The sequence below is a fragment of the Nonomuraea sp. NPDC002799 genome (genome assembly GCF_053592075.1).
The window spans coordinates 55,530-70,431 of sequence record NZ_JBSFVA010000005.1; the positions used below are offsets into that span (position 1 = coordinate 55,530).

At 71.8% G+C, this 14,902-nt stretch carries 13 protein-coding genes; 7 read left to right on the top strand and 6 right to left on the bottom strand.

The window, feature by feature from the left end; genetic code table 11:
- Positions 1 to 42 precede the first annotated feature (42 nt).
- From zwf to tkt, 4 genes are read right to left on the bottom strand one after another with little or no spacing between them, the layout of a single operon-like run.
- Entirely contained in the window at positions 43 to 1,608 is a 1,566-nt protein-coding gene (gene zwf, locus ACWD0F_RS11750) for a glucose-6-phosphate dehydrogenase (protein WP_449875016.1), read from the bottom strand.
- A 37-nt stretch (positions 1,609 to 1,645) separates the two neighbouring features.
- The gene (locus ACWD0F_RS11755) at positions 1,646 to 3,259 is read right to left on the bottom strand and encodes a glucose-6-phosphate isomerase (protein WP_449875018.1); all 1,614 of its coding nucleotides are present in this window, start codon (positions 3,257 to 3,259) and stop codon (positions 1,646 to 1,648) included.
- Positions 3,259 to 4,350, bottom strand: a complete 1,092-nt coding sequence (gene tal / locus ACWD0F_RS11760; RefSeq protein ID WP_449874384.1) for a transaldolase — start codon at positions 4,348 to 4,350, stop codon at positions 3,259 to 3,261. Before tal ends, ACWD0F_RS11755 begins: the two co-directional genes overlap by 1 nt.
- Before the next feature lie 7 nt (positions 4,351 to 4,357).
- Positions 4,358 to 6,451, bottom strand: coding sequence for a transketolase (gene tkt / locus ACWD0F_RS11765; RefSeq protein ID WP_449874386.1), 2,094 nt, complete (start codon positions 6,449 to 6,451; stop codon positions 4,358 to 4,360).
- A gap of 271 nt (positions 6,452 to 6,722) precedes the next feature.
- Between tkt and ACWD0F_RS11770 the strand changes: the two genes are divergently transcribed.
- The 4 genes from ACWD0F_RS11770 (at position 6,723) to ACWD0F_RS11785 (ending at position 10,281) form a co-directional block, all read left to right on the top strand.
- A complete protein-coding gene (locus ACWD0F_RS11770; RefSeq protein ID WP_449874388.1) occupies positions 6,723 to 7,667 on the top strand; it encodes a heme o synthase in 945 nt (314 codons plus the stop codon).
- Positions 7,668 to 7,734: 67 nt separating this feature from the next.
- Positions 7,735 to 8,118, top strand: a complete 384-nt coding sequence (locus ACWD0F_RS11775) for an ArsR/SmtB family transcription factor (protein WP_449874390.1) — start codon at positions 7,735 to 7,737, stop codon at positions 8,116 to 8,118.
- The gene (locus ACWD0F_RS11780) at positions 8,115 to 9,110 is read left to right on the top strand and encodes a cation diffusion facilitator family transporter (protein ID WP_449874392.1); all 996 of its coding nucleotides are present in this window, start codon (positions 8,115 to 8,117) and stop codon (positions 9,108 to 9,110) included. Before ACWD0F_RS11775 ends, ACWD0F_RS11780 begins: the two co-directional genes overlap by 4 nt.
- A complete protein-coding gene (locus tag ACWD0F_RS11785) occupies positions 9,097 to 10,281 on the top strand; it encodes a PrsW family intramembrane metalloprotease (protein WP_449874394.1) in 1,185 nt (394 codons plus the stop codon). Before ACWD0F_RS11780 ends, ACWD0F_RS11785 begins: the two co-directional genes overlap by 14 nt.
- Before the next feature lie 22 nt (positions 10,282 to 10,303).
- Here ACWD0F_RS11785 and ACWD0F_RS11790 read toward each other — a convergent pair whose 3' ends face one another.
- A complete protein-coding gene (locus ACWD0F_RS11790) occupies positions 10,304 to 10,999 on the bottom strand; it encodes a SanA/YdcF family protein (RefSeq protein WP_449874395.1) in 696 nt (231 codons plus the stop codon).
- A 64-nt stretch (positions 11,000 to 11,063) separates the two neighbouring features.
- Positions 11,064 to 12,047 carry a COX15/CtaA family protein gene (locus tag ACWD0F_RS11795; RefSeq protein WP_449874397.1) on the bottom strand — a complete coding sequence of 328 codons (984 nt, stop codon included), beginning with the start codon at positions 12,045 to 12,047 and terminating at the stop codon, positions 11,064 to 11,066.
- 90 nt (positions 12,048 to 12,137) lie between these two features.
- Here ACWD0F_RS11795 and ACWD0F_RS11800 point away from each other — a divergent pair, with 90 nt between their 5' ends.
- The 3 genes from ACWD0F_RS11800 to ACWD0F_RS11810 are packed head-to-tail and all read left to right on the top strand — an operon-like array spanning position 12,138 to position 14,897.
- Positions 12,138 to 13,280: an NAD(P)/FAD-dependent oxidoreductase gene (locus ACWD0F_RS11800; RefSeq protein ID WP_449874399.1), complete on the top strand. Its 1,143-nt coding sequence runs from the start codon at positions 12,138 to 12,140 to the stop codon at positions 13,278 to 13,280.
- Positions 13,281 to 13,311: 31 nt separating this feature from the next.
- A complete protein-coding gene (locus ACWD0F_RS11805) occupies positions 13,312 to 13,554 on the top strand; it encodes a (2Fe-2S)-binding protein (protein ID WP_449874401.1) in 243 nt (80 codons plus the stop codon).
- Complete coding sequence (locus tag ACWD0F_RS11810) at positions 13,551 to 14,897, top strand: FAD/NAD(P)-dependent oxidoreductase (RefSeq protein ID WP_449874402.1); 1,347 nt, start codon at positions 13,551 to 13,553, stop codon at positions 14,895 to 14,897. Before ACWD0F_RS11805 ends, ACWD0F_RS11810 begins: the two co-directional genes overlap by 4 nt.
- Positions 14,898 to 14,902: the final 5 nt, after the last annotated feature.

A 14,902-nucleotide genomic window follows, 5' to 3' on the forward strand; every position in this document is an offset into this window, starting at 1 on the left:
GTCCCGCGACGACGACCGTGCCGCGTCCGGTGCTTGTCGTCACTAGAGCCTCCTCCACACGCGGCCCTCACGGGCCATCATCGCGTCGGCCGTCGGCGGCCCCCACGAGCCGGCCTCGTAGGGCTCGGGCTGGCCCTGCGTGGCCCAGAACTCCTCGATCGGGTCGAGGATCGTCCACGACAGCTCCACCTCCCGCTGGTGCGGGAAGAGCGGCGGATCGCCGATCATCACGTCGAGCAGCAGCCGCTCGTACGCCTCCGGCGACGACTCCAGGAACGACTCGCCGTAGGCGAAGTCCATGGAGACGTCGCGCACCTCCATGGCCGTCCCCGGCACCTTGCTGCCGAAGCGCACGGTGATGCCCTCGTCCGGCTGGACGCGGATCACCAGCGCGTTCTGGCCGAGGATCTCGGTGTCGTCCTTGCTGAAGGGCAGGTGCGGCGCCCGCTGGAACACCACGGCCACCTCCGTCACCCGCCGGCCCAGGCGCTTGCCGGTGCGCAGGTAGAACGGCACGCCCGCCCACCGCCGGTTGGCGATCTCCAGCTTGATGGCGGCGTAGGTCTCGGTCTTGGACTCGGGCGAGATGCCGTCCTCCTCCAGGTAGCCGACCACCTTCTCGCCACCCTGCCAGCCCGCGGCGTACTGGCCGTGCGCCGTGTTGAGCGCCAGGTCGGACGGCAGCCGCACGGCCTTGAGCACCTTCTCCTTCTCCCGCCGCAACGAGGAGGCCTCGAAGGAGGTCGGGTCCTCCATCGCGACCAGCGCGAGAAGCTGGAGGAGGTGGTTCTGGATCACGTCGCGGGCCGCGCCGATGCCGTCGTAGTAGCCCGCGCGCCCCCCGATGCCGATGTCCTCGGCCATCGTGATCTGCACGTGGTCGACGAAGCTGCGGTTCCAGATGGGCTCGTAGAGGTTGTTGGCGAACCGCAGCGCCATGATGTTCTGGACGGTCTCCTTGCCCAGGTAGTGGTCGATCCGGAAGATCGAGCTCTCGGGGAAGGCCGACGTGGTGATCTCGTTCAGCTCGTGCGCCGACTTCAGGTCGTGCCCGAACGGCTTCTCGATGACCACCCGGCGCCAGGAGCCGTCGGGCGCCTCGGACAGGCCGGTCCGCTTGAGCTGTTCCACCACCGTGGGAAAGAACTTCGGCGGCACCGACAGGTAGAAAGCGTAGTTTCCGCCCGTGCCGCGCGTCTCGTCGATCTCGGCCAGCGCCATGGCCAGCGCGTCGAACGCGCCGTCATCGTTGAACTCGCCTGGCACGAAGTGGATGCCCTCGCGGATCTGCTTCCAGACCTCCTCGCGGAAGGGCGTCCTCGCGTGCGCCTTGACGGCGTCGTGCGTCAACTGGGCGAAATCCTGGTCTTTCCAATCGCGCCGGGCGAACCCGACCAGCGAGAAGCCGGGCGGCAGCAGCCCCCGGTTCCCCAGGTCGTAAATCGCCGGCAGCAGCTTGCGCTTGGCCAGGTCTCCCGTCACGCCGAACAACACCAACACGCACGGCCCCGCCACGCGCGGCAGCCGCTTGTCGCGCGGATCGCGCAGCGGGTTGGCGGCGGCCACCTCCTCCGTGGTCGAGATGCCCGCGACGGCGGCCGCCACCATGGCGGCCTCCTCGGCGGGTGCGGCCGGGTCTGTCATCTCAAGCCTCCTGTACGGCTGCGAGCAGATGCGCGACGCCAGCCGCGCGGTCGGTCAGATGCAGGCGTACGGCCGGACGCCCGCGGGTCTCCAGCGCCCCAAGGTCGCCGAGGGCCTGTGCGAGCTGGAGCCGGCCCAGCGAATAGGGCCTGCCGGGAACCGCGACGTCCTCCGCCACCGCCCCGGTGATCTGCAGGAACACGCCGTTCTGCGGCCCGCCCTTGTGATATTGCCCGGTCGAGTGCAGGAACCGCGGCCCCCAGCCGAACGTCACCGGCCGGTCGGTGCGCAGCGCGAGCAGCGCCCGCAACGTCGCCGGATCGGCCATCATCCAGGCGTCGGTCATCTGCTCGAAGTCGGCCCCCTCGGGCACCGGGGCGTCGAACGCCGCCAGCCGGTCGAGATAGGCCATGATCGACAGGTATCCGTCGCCGGGAACGGCCCGCAGCAGCTCGGTGAAGAGCCCGGGCAGGTCCGTCGCCGTGGCCGCGCCGTAGACCTCGACCGGCCCGTCCACGAACGCCGGCGCGCCGGTCGGCAGGTCCGGCAGGGCCAGCAGCACCCCGGTGTTCTCCTTCGACTCGGCCACGTTCGGCTGGTCGAAGGGGTCGATCTCCAGCAGCAGCCCGGCGACGGCGGTGGCGTACTCCCAGACCAGGAACTGCGCGCCCAGCGGCCCGTCGACGCGCACGTCGCCGTCGTCGGACTCGATCGCGACGATCAGCTCGTCGGCGGTGAGCCGGGGGTCGGCGCCCACGACGGGCAGGATGCCCCTGCCCTGCTTGCCGGTGGACTCGGCGACGAGCTGCTCGATCCAGTCGGGCAGGCCCGCGATGGAGGAGAGCTGGTCTTCCAGCACCAGCTTGTCGCGCCCGCCGAGCGCCGCGCCGCCGAGCGCCGCCCCCAGGTCGAGGCCCGGGTTGCCGCTGTCGAGCGACAGCAGCGGCAGCACCTGCTCGGCCTCGTCGAGCAGCTTCGCCACGTCGGCGCCCGCCAGCGCGCTGGGCACCAGCCCGAACGCCGACAGCGCCGAGTAGCGTCCGCCCACGTCGGGCGCGGCCAGCACGAGCTGGTAGCCGCTGTCGATCGCCCGCTGCTCCAGCGGCGAGCCCGGGTCGGTGACGACCACGACGCGGTCGGCGGGCGCGATGCCCGCGTCCTCGAACAACCGCTCGTAGATGCGCAGGTGGGAGTCGGTCTCCACGGTCGAGCCGCTCTTGCTGGCCACGACCACGATCGTGGCGTCGAGCCGGTCGGTCAGCGCGCGGCGGACCTGAGCGGGATCGGTGGTGTCCAGCACGGTGAGGGGCACGTCGCCGGTGGCGCAGATGACCTCCGCCGCCAGCGACGAGCCGCCCATCCCGGCCAGGACCACGTTGTTCAGGCCCTCGGCGCGGGCCCGCTCGGCGAGCTTGCCCAGCTCGGGCAGAAGCTCGCGCGAGGTGCGGGGCAGAGTCAGCCAGCCGAGCCTGACCGCCGCCTCCGCCTCGGCGTCCTCACCCCACAGCGTGGGGTCGCCGCCGGCGAGCCGCGCGGGCACGCCGTCGGCGACGAGGCGCCCCGCGAGGGAGGAGGCGGCCGCGGCCACCCCCTCCTCGCGGAAGGAGACCTCCATCACGGAACCAGGTTCTTGGTGACGCTCTCCAGCAGCTCTTTCCAGGACGCCTCGAACTTCTCGACGCCTTCGTCCTCCAGCACCCGCACCACGTCGTCGTAGTCGACACCGGCCTCCTTGAGCGCGGCCATCGTGTTCCAGGCCTGCTCGTAGAACGGGCGGATGGTGTCGCCGGTGACGTTGGCGTGGTCGGCCACCGAGTCCAGCGTCTTCTCCGGCATCGTGTTGACGGTGCCGGGGGCGACGAGCTGGTCGACGTACATGGTGTCGGAGTATTCGGGGTTCTTCACGCCGGTCGAGGCCCACAGCGGACGCTGCGGACGGGCGCCGGCCGCGCGCAGGCGCTGCCACCGCTCGGAGTTCGTCACGTCCTCGAACGCCGCGAACGCCAGGCGCGCGTTGGCGATGCCGGCCTTGCCCTTGAGCTCCGGCTTGCCGAGCTTGTCGAGCCGCTTGTCGATCTCGGTGTCCACGCGGCTGACGAAGAACGAGGCCACCGACTCGATCGTGGCCAGGTTGAGGCCCTTGGCCTGCGCGGCCTCCAGGCCGGCCATCCAGGCGTCCATGACCGCGCGGTAACGCTCCAGGGAGAAGATCAGCGTGACGTTCACGCTGATGCCCTCGGCCAGCGCCTGCGTGATCGCGGGCAGGCCCTCCCGCGTCGCCGGGATCTTGATGAACAGGTTGGGCCGGTCCACGCTCCACCACAGCGCGCGCGCCTCGGCGATCGTCTTCTCGCTCTCACGGGCCAGGCGCGGGTCCACCTCCAGCGACACGCGGCCGTCCACGCCGCCGGTGGCGTCGAAGACCGGGCGCAGCACGTCGGCGGCCCAGCGGATGTCGTAGGTGGTGATGGCGCGCACGGCCTCGCCCACGTCGACGCCCCGTACGGCCAGGTCGTGCAGCTGGGCGTCGTAGGCGTCGCCCTTGCTGAGCGCGCCGGCGAAGATCGTCGGGTTGGAGGTGACCCCGACGACGTGCTTGTCGCGGATCAGTTGCTCGAGGTTGCCGGTGCGCAGCCGCTCACGGCTGATGTCGTCGAGCCAGACGGCAACGCCCTGCTCGGACAGCTTCTTGAGGATCTCGCTCATCGTGTCTTCAGTTTCCCGTCGTCTCGCCCTTGTCCTGACCCAGCTTGGCCAGGCTCGCCCTGGCCGCAGCCGCCACGCGCTCCGCCGTCAGCCCGAACTGCTCGTACAAAGTCTTGTACGGGGCCGAGGCGCCGAAGTGTTCGAGGCTGACCACTTCGCCGCACTCGCCGACGAACTCGTGCCAGCCGAGCGCGATGCCCGCCTCGACCGCGACGCGAGCCCTGATCGACGAGGGCAGAACGGTCTGCCGGTATGCGGATTCCTGCCCCTTGAACCACTCGACACACGGCATGGAGACCACTCGCGTGGGAATGCCCTGCGCCTCCAGCAGTTCGCGGCCGTCCACCGCCACCTGCACCTCGCTGCCCGTGGCGATGAGGATGACCTTCGGCTGGCCGTCGGACGCCTCGCGCAGCACGTAGCCGCCGTGGGCCACGCCGTCGGCGCTGGTGCCCTCGTAGACCGGCAGGTTCTGCCTGGTCAGCGCGAGCGCGGCGGGCCGGTCGGTGTGCTCCAGCACGGTCTTCCACGCGTAGGCGGTCTCGTTGGCGTCGGCCGGGCGGACCACGTCGAGGCCGGGGATCGCGCGCAGCGCCCACAGGTGCTCGATCGGCTGGTGGGTCGGGCCGTCCTCGCCGAGGCCGATGGAGTCGTGCGTCCAGATGTAGGTGACCGGCAGCTTCATCAGCGCGGCCAGGCGCACCGCCGGGCGCATGTAGTCGGAGAAGACCAGGAACGTGCCGCCGTACGGGCGGGTGCCGCCGTGCAGGGCGATGCCGTTGAGTATCGCGCCCATGCCGTGCTCGCGGATGCCGAAGTGCAGCGTGCGGCCGTAGCGGTTGCCCGGGAACTCCTTGGTCTGGAACTCCTCGGGGATGAAGGACGGCTCGCCCTTCATCGTGGTGTTGTTGGACTCGGCCAGGTCGGCCGAGCCGCCCCACAGCTCGGGCAGCACCGGCGCGAGCGCGCTCAGCACCTCGCCGGAGGCCTTGCGGGTGGCCACCGAGCCGCCCGTCTCGAACGACGGCAGCGCCTTGGCCCAGCCGTCCGGCAGCACGCGGTGGGAGATGCGGTCGAACTCGGCGGCGCGCTCCGGGTTGGCCTGCCGCCAGGCGGTGTAGCCCTTCTCCCACTCGGCGTGCTCGGCGCGGCCCCGCTGGGCGATCTCGCGGGCGTGCTTGAGCACCTCGGCGGGCACGTCGAAGGTCTTGGCCGGGTCCTGGCCCAGGACCTCCTTGGTGGCGGCGACCTCGGCCTCGCCGAGGGCGGCGCCGTGGATCTTGCCGGTGTTCTGCTTGTTGGGCGCCGGCCAGCCGATGATCGTGCGCAGCCGGATGAACGACGGCCGGTCGGTCTCGGCCTTGGCCGCCGCGAGCGCGTCGTAGAGGGCGTCGACGTCCTCGACGTAGTCACCGGAGGCGGTCCAGTCGACGCTCTCGGTGTGCCAGCCGTAGGCCTCGTAGCGCTTGAGCACGTCCTCGGACTTGGCGATCTGGGTGTCGTCCTCGATGGAGATGTGGTTGTCGTCGTAGACGACGACGAGGTTGCCCAGCTTCTGGTGACCGGCGATGGCGCTGACCTCGTGGGTGATGCCCTCCTCGACGTCGCCGTCGCTGACGAAGCACCAGATGGTGTGGTCGAACGGCGAGGCGCCGGCCGCGGCGTCCGGGTCGAACAGGCCGCGCTCGCGGCGGGCCGCCATCGCCATGCCGACCGCGTTGCCCAGGCCCTGGCCCAGCGGGCCCGTCGTGGTCTCGACACCCGCCGTGTGACCGTGCTCGGGGTGGGCCGGCGTCAGGCTGTCCCACTGGCGCAGCCGCCGCAGGTCGTCCAGCGTCAGGCCGTAGCCCGACAGGTAGAGCTGGATGTAGAGCGTCAGGCTGGTGTGGCCGCACGACAGAACGAACCGGTCGCGCCCGGCCCAGTCGGGATCGGTCGGATCGTGGCGCATCACGCGCTGGAACAGCAGGTACGCGGCGGGAGCCAGGCTCATGGCGGTGCCGGGGTGTCCCGAGCCCGCCTTCTCGACTGCGTCCATCGCCAGGGCTCGAACGACGTCGACCGCCTGCTTGTCCAGGTCGGTCCATTCAAGGGCTGGCACGAGTTCGGTGCTCAAGTGCTCGGTCTCCGGAGTCTAGTTGTCATTGGTTATGCCGGTTGGCGATCCCGCCCACACGGGACCCTAACCGAGTGGAGCTGGCGATCGATTCCCATTCCACCCTCGCGAGTCCATGCATGGCGCAAGCCCCCCATTGGCCGGACCGGCCGACCCTGCGACTACAGTTTGGTTGTTCGCAGGGGCGTCACGGCGCCCATCCAAGGATCCGCTCTATCAGAGGTTACGCGTTGACTCCGCACAGGCTGGAAGCGCCTTGACGGTGCTGACCAACAGGCAGGCCACGGCCCCGTCACCCCAGGTGAAGGCGCCGCGGTCGATCGGCATGACCGTGAAGGCCTACATCGCCCTCACCAAGCCGCGGATCATCGAGCTGCTGCTGATCACGACGCTGCCGGTGATGTTCCTCGCGGCCGGCGGCCTGCCGCCGCTGTGGACGTCCATCTCGGTCATGGTGTTCGGCACCCTATCGGCGGGCAGCGCCAACGCGCTCAACTGCTACGTCGACCGCGACATCGACCAGAAGATGCGCCGCACCCGCCGCCGGCCCCTGGCCAGACACCAGGTGTCGCCGCGCGGCGCGCTGATCTTCGGGATCGTGCTCGGAATTTTGTCCACCCTTGGCCTGTGGGTCACCACCAACGGCCTGGCCGCCCTGCTGTCGCTCGCGGCGATCCTGTTCTACGTGCTGGTCTATTCGATGCTGCTCAAGCGGCGCACGGCCCAGAACATCGTGTGGGGCGGCATCGCGGGCTGCATGCCGGTGATGATCGGCTGGGCCGGCATCACCGGGCGGCTCGACTGGGCGCCGCTGGTGCTGTTCGGGGTGGTCTTCTTCTGGACGCCGCCGCACACCTGGACGCTGGCCATGCGCTACAAGGAGGACTACGCGGCGGCCAAGGTGCCGATGCTGCCCGTGGTGGCCACCGAGCGGCGGGTCGTCCTGGAGTCCATCGCCTACACGTGGGCGACCGTGTTGTGCTCGCTGGCGTTGTGGCCGGTGGCCGGCACCACGCTGTTCTACCCCGTCGTGGCCGCCGTGCTCGGCGTCATGTGCCTGTGGGAGGTCTACCGCCTGCTGGCCCGGCTCAACGCCGGCAAGACCGGCGTGGACCTGCGGCCCATGCGCTTCTTCCACTGGTCCAACGCCTATCTGGCGCTGCTCTTCCTCGCCGTGGCCATCGACCCGCTGCTGTCCTGACCGAGACGCCCGCCCAGGCGGGCTCTGGTCTTTGCCCGCTCTGCCGGATTGCTCCTATAGTGCACATATGAATAGCTCTTCAGATGTTGTCGCGGGACTGGACGGGTGCGTGGCGCAGGAGCCGGACGCGGCCAGGGTCGCGGCCACCCGTGACCGCCTCGTGACCCCTGATGAGGCCACGCGGCTGGCCGAGCTGTTCCGCCTGCTCGGCGACCCGACCAGGGCCCGGTTGCTGTACGCGCTGCTGGAGGCGGGGGAGTTGTGCGTGTGCGACCTGTCCGACGCGGTCGAGGTGACCGACACGGCGGTCTCCCACGCGCTGCGCCTGCTGCGTACGGCGGGCATCGTGGCCAGCCGCAGGGCCGGCCGGATGATCTATTATCGGCTCGCCGACGCCCACGTCCGCATGCTGCTCGACCTGAGCCGGGAGCATCTGAGGGAGACCGGATGAGCGGAGATCACGGCCGCCGCGACGACCACGGTGACGCCCGTGGCCATGGGCATGGCCACGGCCACGCGGTCGGGCCGGAGGCCGACAAGCGCTATCTGATCGGCGCGCTGGTGCTCATCGCCGGCTTCATGGTCGTCGAGGTCGTCGCCGGGGTGATCGCCAACTCGATCGCGCTGATCTCCGACGCCGCCCACATGCTGACCGACGCCAGCGCCATCGCGCTGGCCCTGGTCGCCATGCGCATCGCCGCCAGGCCCGCCAAGGGCGCCTACACCTTCGGCTGGAAGCGCGCCGAGATCCTGTCCGCGCAGATCAACGGCGTGACGCTGCTGCTGCTGGTCGCCTACTTCGTCTACGAGGGCGTGCGCCGGCTCCTGGAGCCGCCGGAGGTGTCGGGGCCGGTCGTCGTGGTCACGGCCGTGGCCGGCATCGCCGTCAACGCGCTGGCCGCCTGGTTGTTGTCGAAGGCGAACCGGCGCAGCCTCAACGTCGAGGGCGCCTTCCAGCACGTGCTCAACGACATGTACGCCTTCATCGCCACGGCCGTCGCGGGCGTCGTGGTCTGGCTGACCGGCTTCCGGCAGGCCGACACGATCGCCGCCCTCGTCGTGGCCGCGCTCATGCTCAAGGCCGGCTGGGGGCTGCTGCGCGACTCGGGCCGCGTCCTGCTCCAGGCGGCGCCCAGCGACCTCGACCCCGACGAGATCGGCGCGGTCCTGGCCGCGGACCGGGACGTGGAGGAGGTGCACGACCTGCATGTCTGGACGGTGACGAGTGGGTACCCCACGCTGTCGGCGCACGTGATCGTGGCCAAGGGCGCCGACTGCCACCGCGTGCGCACGCGTCTCGCCGACCTGCTGCACCAGCGGTTCGACATCGGCCACACCACCCTCCAGGTCGATCACGGCCTGCCAGGGCTCGATCCGCACTGCGCAGACCCGCACGGACCCCGGCACTCTGATCCGTTAAAGTCACCGTATGGCGACCCGTGATCCACGCTGGGTGTTGAAGGACCGCCCGTCGTTCACGTTGATCATCGGGCTGGTCCTCACCGGCATCTGCGCTCTGGTCTCCTTCTCCTTCGACGTGCTCAACGGCGCTCCGGTGCAGTTCTTCATCGCGCTCATGCTGGCGCTGGCGCCGGTGCCGCTGCTGCTGGCGGCGGTGCTGGCGCTGGACCGGATGGAGCCGGAGCCGCGCAGCAACCTGATCTTCGCCTTCGCCTGGGGCGCGGGCATCGCCGTGCTGGTGGCGGGCGTGATCAACTCACTCAACCTGCACTACATCATCGACACCGCCCGGCTGTCGGAGGCCAGCGCCCGCAACCTCGCGGCCACGTTCGGCGCGCCCGTGGTCGAGGAGACGATGAAAGGCGTGGTGCTGCTGGGCCTGCTCAAGTTCCGCCAGGCCGAGCTCGACGGGCCGACCGACGGCATCATCTACGCCAGCATGGTCGGCCTGGGCTTCGCCATGAGCGAGAACGTCAGCTACTACCTCGCCGCACTCAACTCCGAGGCCGGGGTCAAGGGGCTGGCGGTCACGGTGGTGCTGCGCGGCATCCTGTCGCCGCTGGCGCATCCGCTGTTCAGCTCGATGATCGGGGTCGGCGTCGCCTACGCGGCCCAGCGTTCGGGCTCCGAGCGCATCTTCTACGTGCTGGCCGGCTGGTCGGGCGCGATGATCCTGCACGGCCTGTGGAACGGCCTGGCCTCCTACGGCGGCTTCCCCGGGCTCGTGGTGGCCTACCTCGTGCTGCTGCTGGTCCTGGTCGTGCTCATCGGCGTGGTCTTCCGTGACCGGCGGCGCATCGTCGCCCTCATCCAGCGTTACCTGCCGCCGTACGAGCCGACCAAGCTGGTCACCCAGGCCGACATCCACATGTTGTCGGCCTTCGCCCGGCGGCGTCAGGCCCGGCAGTGGGCCAAGCTCTACGGCGGCAAGCGGGGGCTGCGCGCGATGCGCGACTACCAGCTCGCGGCCACCGAGCTGGGGCTGCTGCACGAGCGGGCGGGCCGGCACATGGTCGGCGAGCAGACCTTCCACGAGGAGCAGCGGGCGCTGCTGGAGTGCATGAGCACCGCCCGCGCCGACTTCCCCGTGCCGTCGGCGCACACCCGGTCGGTGCCCAGGAGCAGCCCGCCCCCCGGCTACGCGCCCGGCTGATCTTTCAGGGACGGCCCCGCGGCTACGCGCCCGGCTGATCCAGGATGCGGGTGAGCGAGACCTCGCGCGGGCCCGGGTAGATCGGGTCGGAGTGCAGCACCAGGGAGTCGGCGAGCCCCTTGGCGGTGGCGAACAGCTCGCGGGCGGCGTAGGTGTAGGTGGTGGAGGCGAACTGCTCGGTCGAGTCGTCGCCCACGCCGAAGGCCTCCAGCCCCGCCGTTCGGCAGAGCGTCACGGCCCGCGGCAGGTGGAACTCCTGCGTCACCACGGTCACCTGCCGCGCCCCGAACACCTTGCGTGCCCGCACGCACGAGTCCCACGTGTCGAACCCGGCGTAGTCGAGCACCATGACCGCGTCGGGCACCCCCTTGGCGCGCAGGTAGTCGCGCATGGCGGTCGGCTCGTCGTAGTCCTTGCGGCTGTTGTCGCCCGACAGCAGCAGCGCCCGCACCTTGCCCGCGTGGTAGAGCTCGGCGGAGATGTCGAGCCTGCGGGCCAGCATCGGCGTGGGCTGCGTGCCGTACAGGCCCGCGCCCAGCACCAGCGCCGCCTGCGCCACCGGCACCCGCGCGAGCCAGCCGTCGCCCTCGGCCGCCACCCGGTGCGCCGAGCTGCTCAGCCAGGCCCACGTCATGGGCGCGAGCGCGAGCACGCTGAGCGCCACCAGGCCCTGGTACGTCCGGCGCAGCCCTTTTCGAGTGGGGCGGACTTTTCCCAACAAAGCGCACCCTTTACGGCCGGGGGAGGAGCGGACCTAGCTCCCCATAGCCTGGCATACCACCTCAGACGGTGGCGGCCGCTTCGGTGGGGGAGTGGGCGGCGGGGGCGGTTTCGGGGGTGCGGGTGCGCAGCGAGGTGACCACCCTGAGCGCGGCGATCCAGACCAGCGTCGAGCCGAGGACGTGCAGCAGGACCAGCGCGGCCGGCACGGCCAGGAAGTACTGCGTGTAGCCGATCACGCCCTGGGCCAGCTCCACCCCGAACAGCGCCAGCGCCGCCCGCCGGGCCGGGCGCGGCGCCTTGGTCAGGTGGAGGGCGAACAGCAGCGCGAACGTCAGCCCCACCACGACGTAGACGATGTCGGCGTGCAGCCGCGCCACCGCCTCGATGTCGAGGTCGAAGCGCGAGGCCATCACGTCACCGGAGTGCGGCCCCGTGCCGCTCACCACCACGCCGGCCACCAGCAGCACGAAGACCGCGGCGAGCAGCACGTAGCCGAGCCGGCGGACGTCGCGGTGCGCCACCCGCCGGGCGGGCCCGTCGCCTTCGCCCGCGCGGGCGTAGAGCATCCAGCAGGCGGCGACCAGGCCGCTGGAGATGAGGAAGTGCATGCCGACCGTGAACGGGTTGAGCATGGTGCTGACCACCAGCCCGCCCCACAGGGCCTGGGCCAGGACCCCCAGCGGCTGCAGCCCCGCGAGCAGCACCAGGGAGCGCCGGCGCGGCGCCATCCGCAGCGCCACCAGCACGCACCCGACCCCCACCGCCAGCACCAGGAACGTGAGCAGCCGGTTGCCGAACTCGACCAGCATGTTGAGCATCGAGATCTCGGGATGGGCGACCGGGATGAAGCTGTCCGGCGTGCACTGGGGCCAGGTGGGGCAGCCCAGCCCCGAGCCCGTGACCCGCACGCCCGCGCCGGTCACCGCGATGCCCGCGTTGACCACCACGGAAGCCATCGCCCAGGCCCGCATCGAGCGCATGGCAGGCGCCCAGGACGACAGGCGGCGCACGAGAGGGTTGGCGTGGTCGGTGGGTAGCTTCACGTCATCGATGGTAAGGGCCCGGCCCGCCGGTCCCGTAACGGGCTTCTCAAAGCCTGAGGGTATGTGACATATTACTGTCGGGAGGTGGGGATGTCCGACGTCATCGTCGTCGGCGCCGGAGTGGTGGGGGCGGCCTGCGCCTTCTACGCCGCGCGGGCGGGGCTCGATGTGACCGTGGTCGACCGGGGGCCCGTGGCGGCCGGCACGACGGGCTCGGGCGAGGGCAACGTGCTGGTCTCCGACAAGGAGCCCGGCCCCGAGCTGGAGCTGGCGTTGTTGTCGAACCGGCTCTGGCGCTCGCTGGCCGGGCACGGCGGGTTCGAGTTCGAGGCCAAGGGCGGGCTGGTCGTCGCCGAGACCGCCGAGGTCCGGCGGCGGCTCGCGGAGCTGGCGGGCAAGCAGGAGGTCGAGCACACCCTGGTGGCCGGCTCCGAGCTGCGCGACTACGAGCCGCACCTGGTGGACGGCCTGGCCGGTGGCGTGTTCTACCCGCAGGACGCCCAGGTGCAGCCCATGCTCGCGGCCGCGCGCCTGCTCCGGCACGGCGCCGACGCCTTCGGCCACGGCGCGCTCCGGCTGCGCCTGGGCACCACGGTGACGGGGTTCATCCGGTCGGGCGAGCGGGTGAGCGGCGTGCGCACCACGGACGGCGACGTGCTCGGCGGCGCGGTGATCAACGCGGCCGGCACGTGGGGCGGCGAGGTGGCCGCGCTCGCGGGTGTGCACCTGCCGATCCTGCCCCGCCGCGGCTTCATCCTCGTCACGGAGCCGCTGACGCGGCCCCTGATCAACCACAAGGTCTACACCGCCGCCTACGTCACCAACGTGGCCAGCGACTCGGCCGACCTGGAGACGTCGGCCGTCGTCGAGGCCACCCCGGCGGGCACCGTGCTCATCGGGGCCAGCAGGGAGCGGGTCGGTTTCGACCGGACGACGTCGGTGCCGGTGCTGGCCAAGCTGGCCGCGCAGGGGGTGGCGCTCTTCCCCGAGCTGCGCGAGGTCCGCGCGATCAGGTCCTACTGCGGGTTCCGGCCCTACTGCCCCGACCACCTGCCCGTCATCGGCGCCGACCCGCGCGTGCCCGGCCTCTACCACGCGTGCGGTCACGAGGGCGCGGGCATCGGCCTGGCCCCGGCGACCGGCCATCTCATCGCGCAGCTCCTCACCGGTGTCTCGCCCGGCCTGGACCTGCGTCCCTTCCGCCCGGAACGCTTCGCCGAGGAGCCCTCATGAGCCGGCCCGCCACCTCCCGTGAGGAGTCCCGTTGACCTTCCACATCACGATCGACGGCCGGCCCGTCCCGGTCGTGCCCGGCCAGACGATCGGGGCGGCCCTGCACGCGGCCGGGATCCGCTCCTGGCGTGACACCCGGTTCGGCGGGCGGCCCAGAGGGCTGTTCTGCGGGATCGGCGTCTGCTTCGACTGCCTGATCACGGTCAACGGCCGGGCGCCCGAGCGGGCCTGCCTGCTGGAGGCCGCGCCCGGTGACGAGGTGACCACGTCATGACCTACGACCTGATGGTGATCGGCGGCGGGCCCGCCGGGGTGGCCGGCGCGCTCACGGCGGCGCGGGCCGGGCTCCGCGTGGCGCTGGCCGACTCCGCCGCCCGGCTCGGCGGCCAGTACTTCCGCCACTCCGCCACGCCCGGCAAGGCGCCCGGCCTGGACCGGTTCCTGCGGCTGGCCGGCGACCTCGGCGACCGGGCCGACCTGCTGCTGCGGCACCAGGTGTGGCACGTCTCCCGCGAGCCGGACGGCGACCTCCTGGTGCACTGCTTGATCTCCGGGCGCGAGCCGGTCACGGTGCGGGCGCGGCGGCTGCTGATCGCCACCGGCGCGCACGACCGGCCGCTGCCCTTCCCCGGCTGGGACCTGCCCGGCGTGCTGACCCCGGGCGGCGCGCAGGCGCTGCTCAAGGGCGACGGCGTCGTGGCCGGCCGGCGCGTGGTGGTCTCCGGCACCGGGCCCTTCCTGCTGCCCGTGGCCTCCGGCCTGGCCGCCGCCGGCGCGCGGGTGCTCGGCGTGTTCGAGGCCAACGGCGGGCTCGGGCTGGCCAGGCATCCGCTGCTGGCCCTGGGCAAGGCCGGGGAGGCGGCGGCGTACGCGGCGAGCCTGGCCCGGCACCGGGTGCCCTACCGGACGCGGCAGGCGGTCGTCGCGGTCCACGGCGAGCGCGAGGTGGAGGCCGCCACCGTGGCCCGCCTCGACCGGGACTGGAACGTTCTCGCCACCCGCGTCGTCGCCTGCGACACCGTGGCCACCGGCTACGGGTTCGTCCCGCAGATCGAGCTCGGCACCCAGCTCGGCTGCGAGACCCGGCACGACGCGGACGGCAGTCCCGTGCTCAGCGTGGACGGCGGGCAGCGCACCGGCGTTCCCGGGGTCTGGGCCGCGGGCGAGCCCACGGGCGTCGGCGGCCGGCGGTTGTCGGAGCTGGAGGGACGCATCGCGGGCCGGTCCGTCGTGTCCGACGCGCGCGGCGCGGACCTCCCGGCGGACGGCGTGCTCGCCCGCAGGCGCGAGCGGTGGCGGGCGTTCGGCGCGGCGCTGCACCGGGCCTACCCCGTCCAGCCCGGCTGGCAGGGCTGGCTGCGCGACGACACGCTGGTGTGCCGGTGCGAGGAGGTGCCGCTGGCGCGCGTACGCGAGGCGCAGGCCCTCGGCGCCACCGACGCGCGCTCCATCAAGCTGCTGGCCAGGCCCGGCATGGGCTGGTGCCAGGGCCGCATCTGCGGCTACGCCGTCTCCTGCCTGGCCGGGGAGCGGCCCCAGCCGCCCCGCCGCCCGATCGCCCAGCCGATCACGCTGGACGCCCTCAGCCGCGCCGCCGACGATCTCCCCGCTCACTGACCCCC

Coding starts and splice junctions, on each gene's coding strand:
- zwf (WP_449875016.1), bottom strand. CDS start 1,608: ATGGTGGCGGCCGCCGTCGCGGGCATCTCGACCACGGAGGAGGTGGCC.
- ACWD0F_RS11755 (WP_449875018.1), bottom strand. CDS start 3,259: ATGGAGGTCTCCTTCCGCGAGGAGGGGGTGGCCGCGGCCGCCTCCTCC.
- tal (WP_449874384.1), bottom strand. CDS start 4,350: ATGAGCGAGATCCTCAAGAAGCTGTCCGAGCAGGGCGTTGCCGTCTGG.
- ACWD0F_RS11775 (WP_449874390.1), top strand. CDS start 7,735: ATGAATAGCTCTTCAGATGTTGTCGCGGGACTGGACGGGTGCGTGGCG.
- ACWD0F_RS11780 (WP_449874392.1), top strand. CDS start 8,115: ATGAGCGGAGATCACGGCCGCCGCGACGACCACGGTGACGCCCGTGGC.
- ACWD0F_RS11785 (WP_449874394.1), top strand. CDS start 9,097: ATGGCGACCCGTGATCCACGCTGGGTGTTGAAGGACCGCCCGTCGTTC.
- ACWD0F_RS11800 (WP_449874399.1), top strand. CDS start 12,138: ATGTCCGACGTCATCGTCGTCGGCGCCGGAGTGGTGGGGGCGGCCTGC.
- ACWD0F_RS11810 (WP_449874402.1), top strand. CDS start 13,551: ATGACCTACGACCTGATGGTGATCGGCGGCGGGCCCGCCGGGGTGGCC.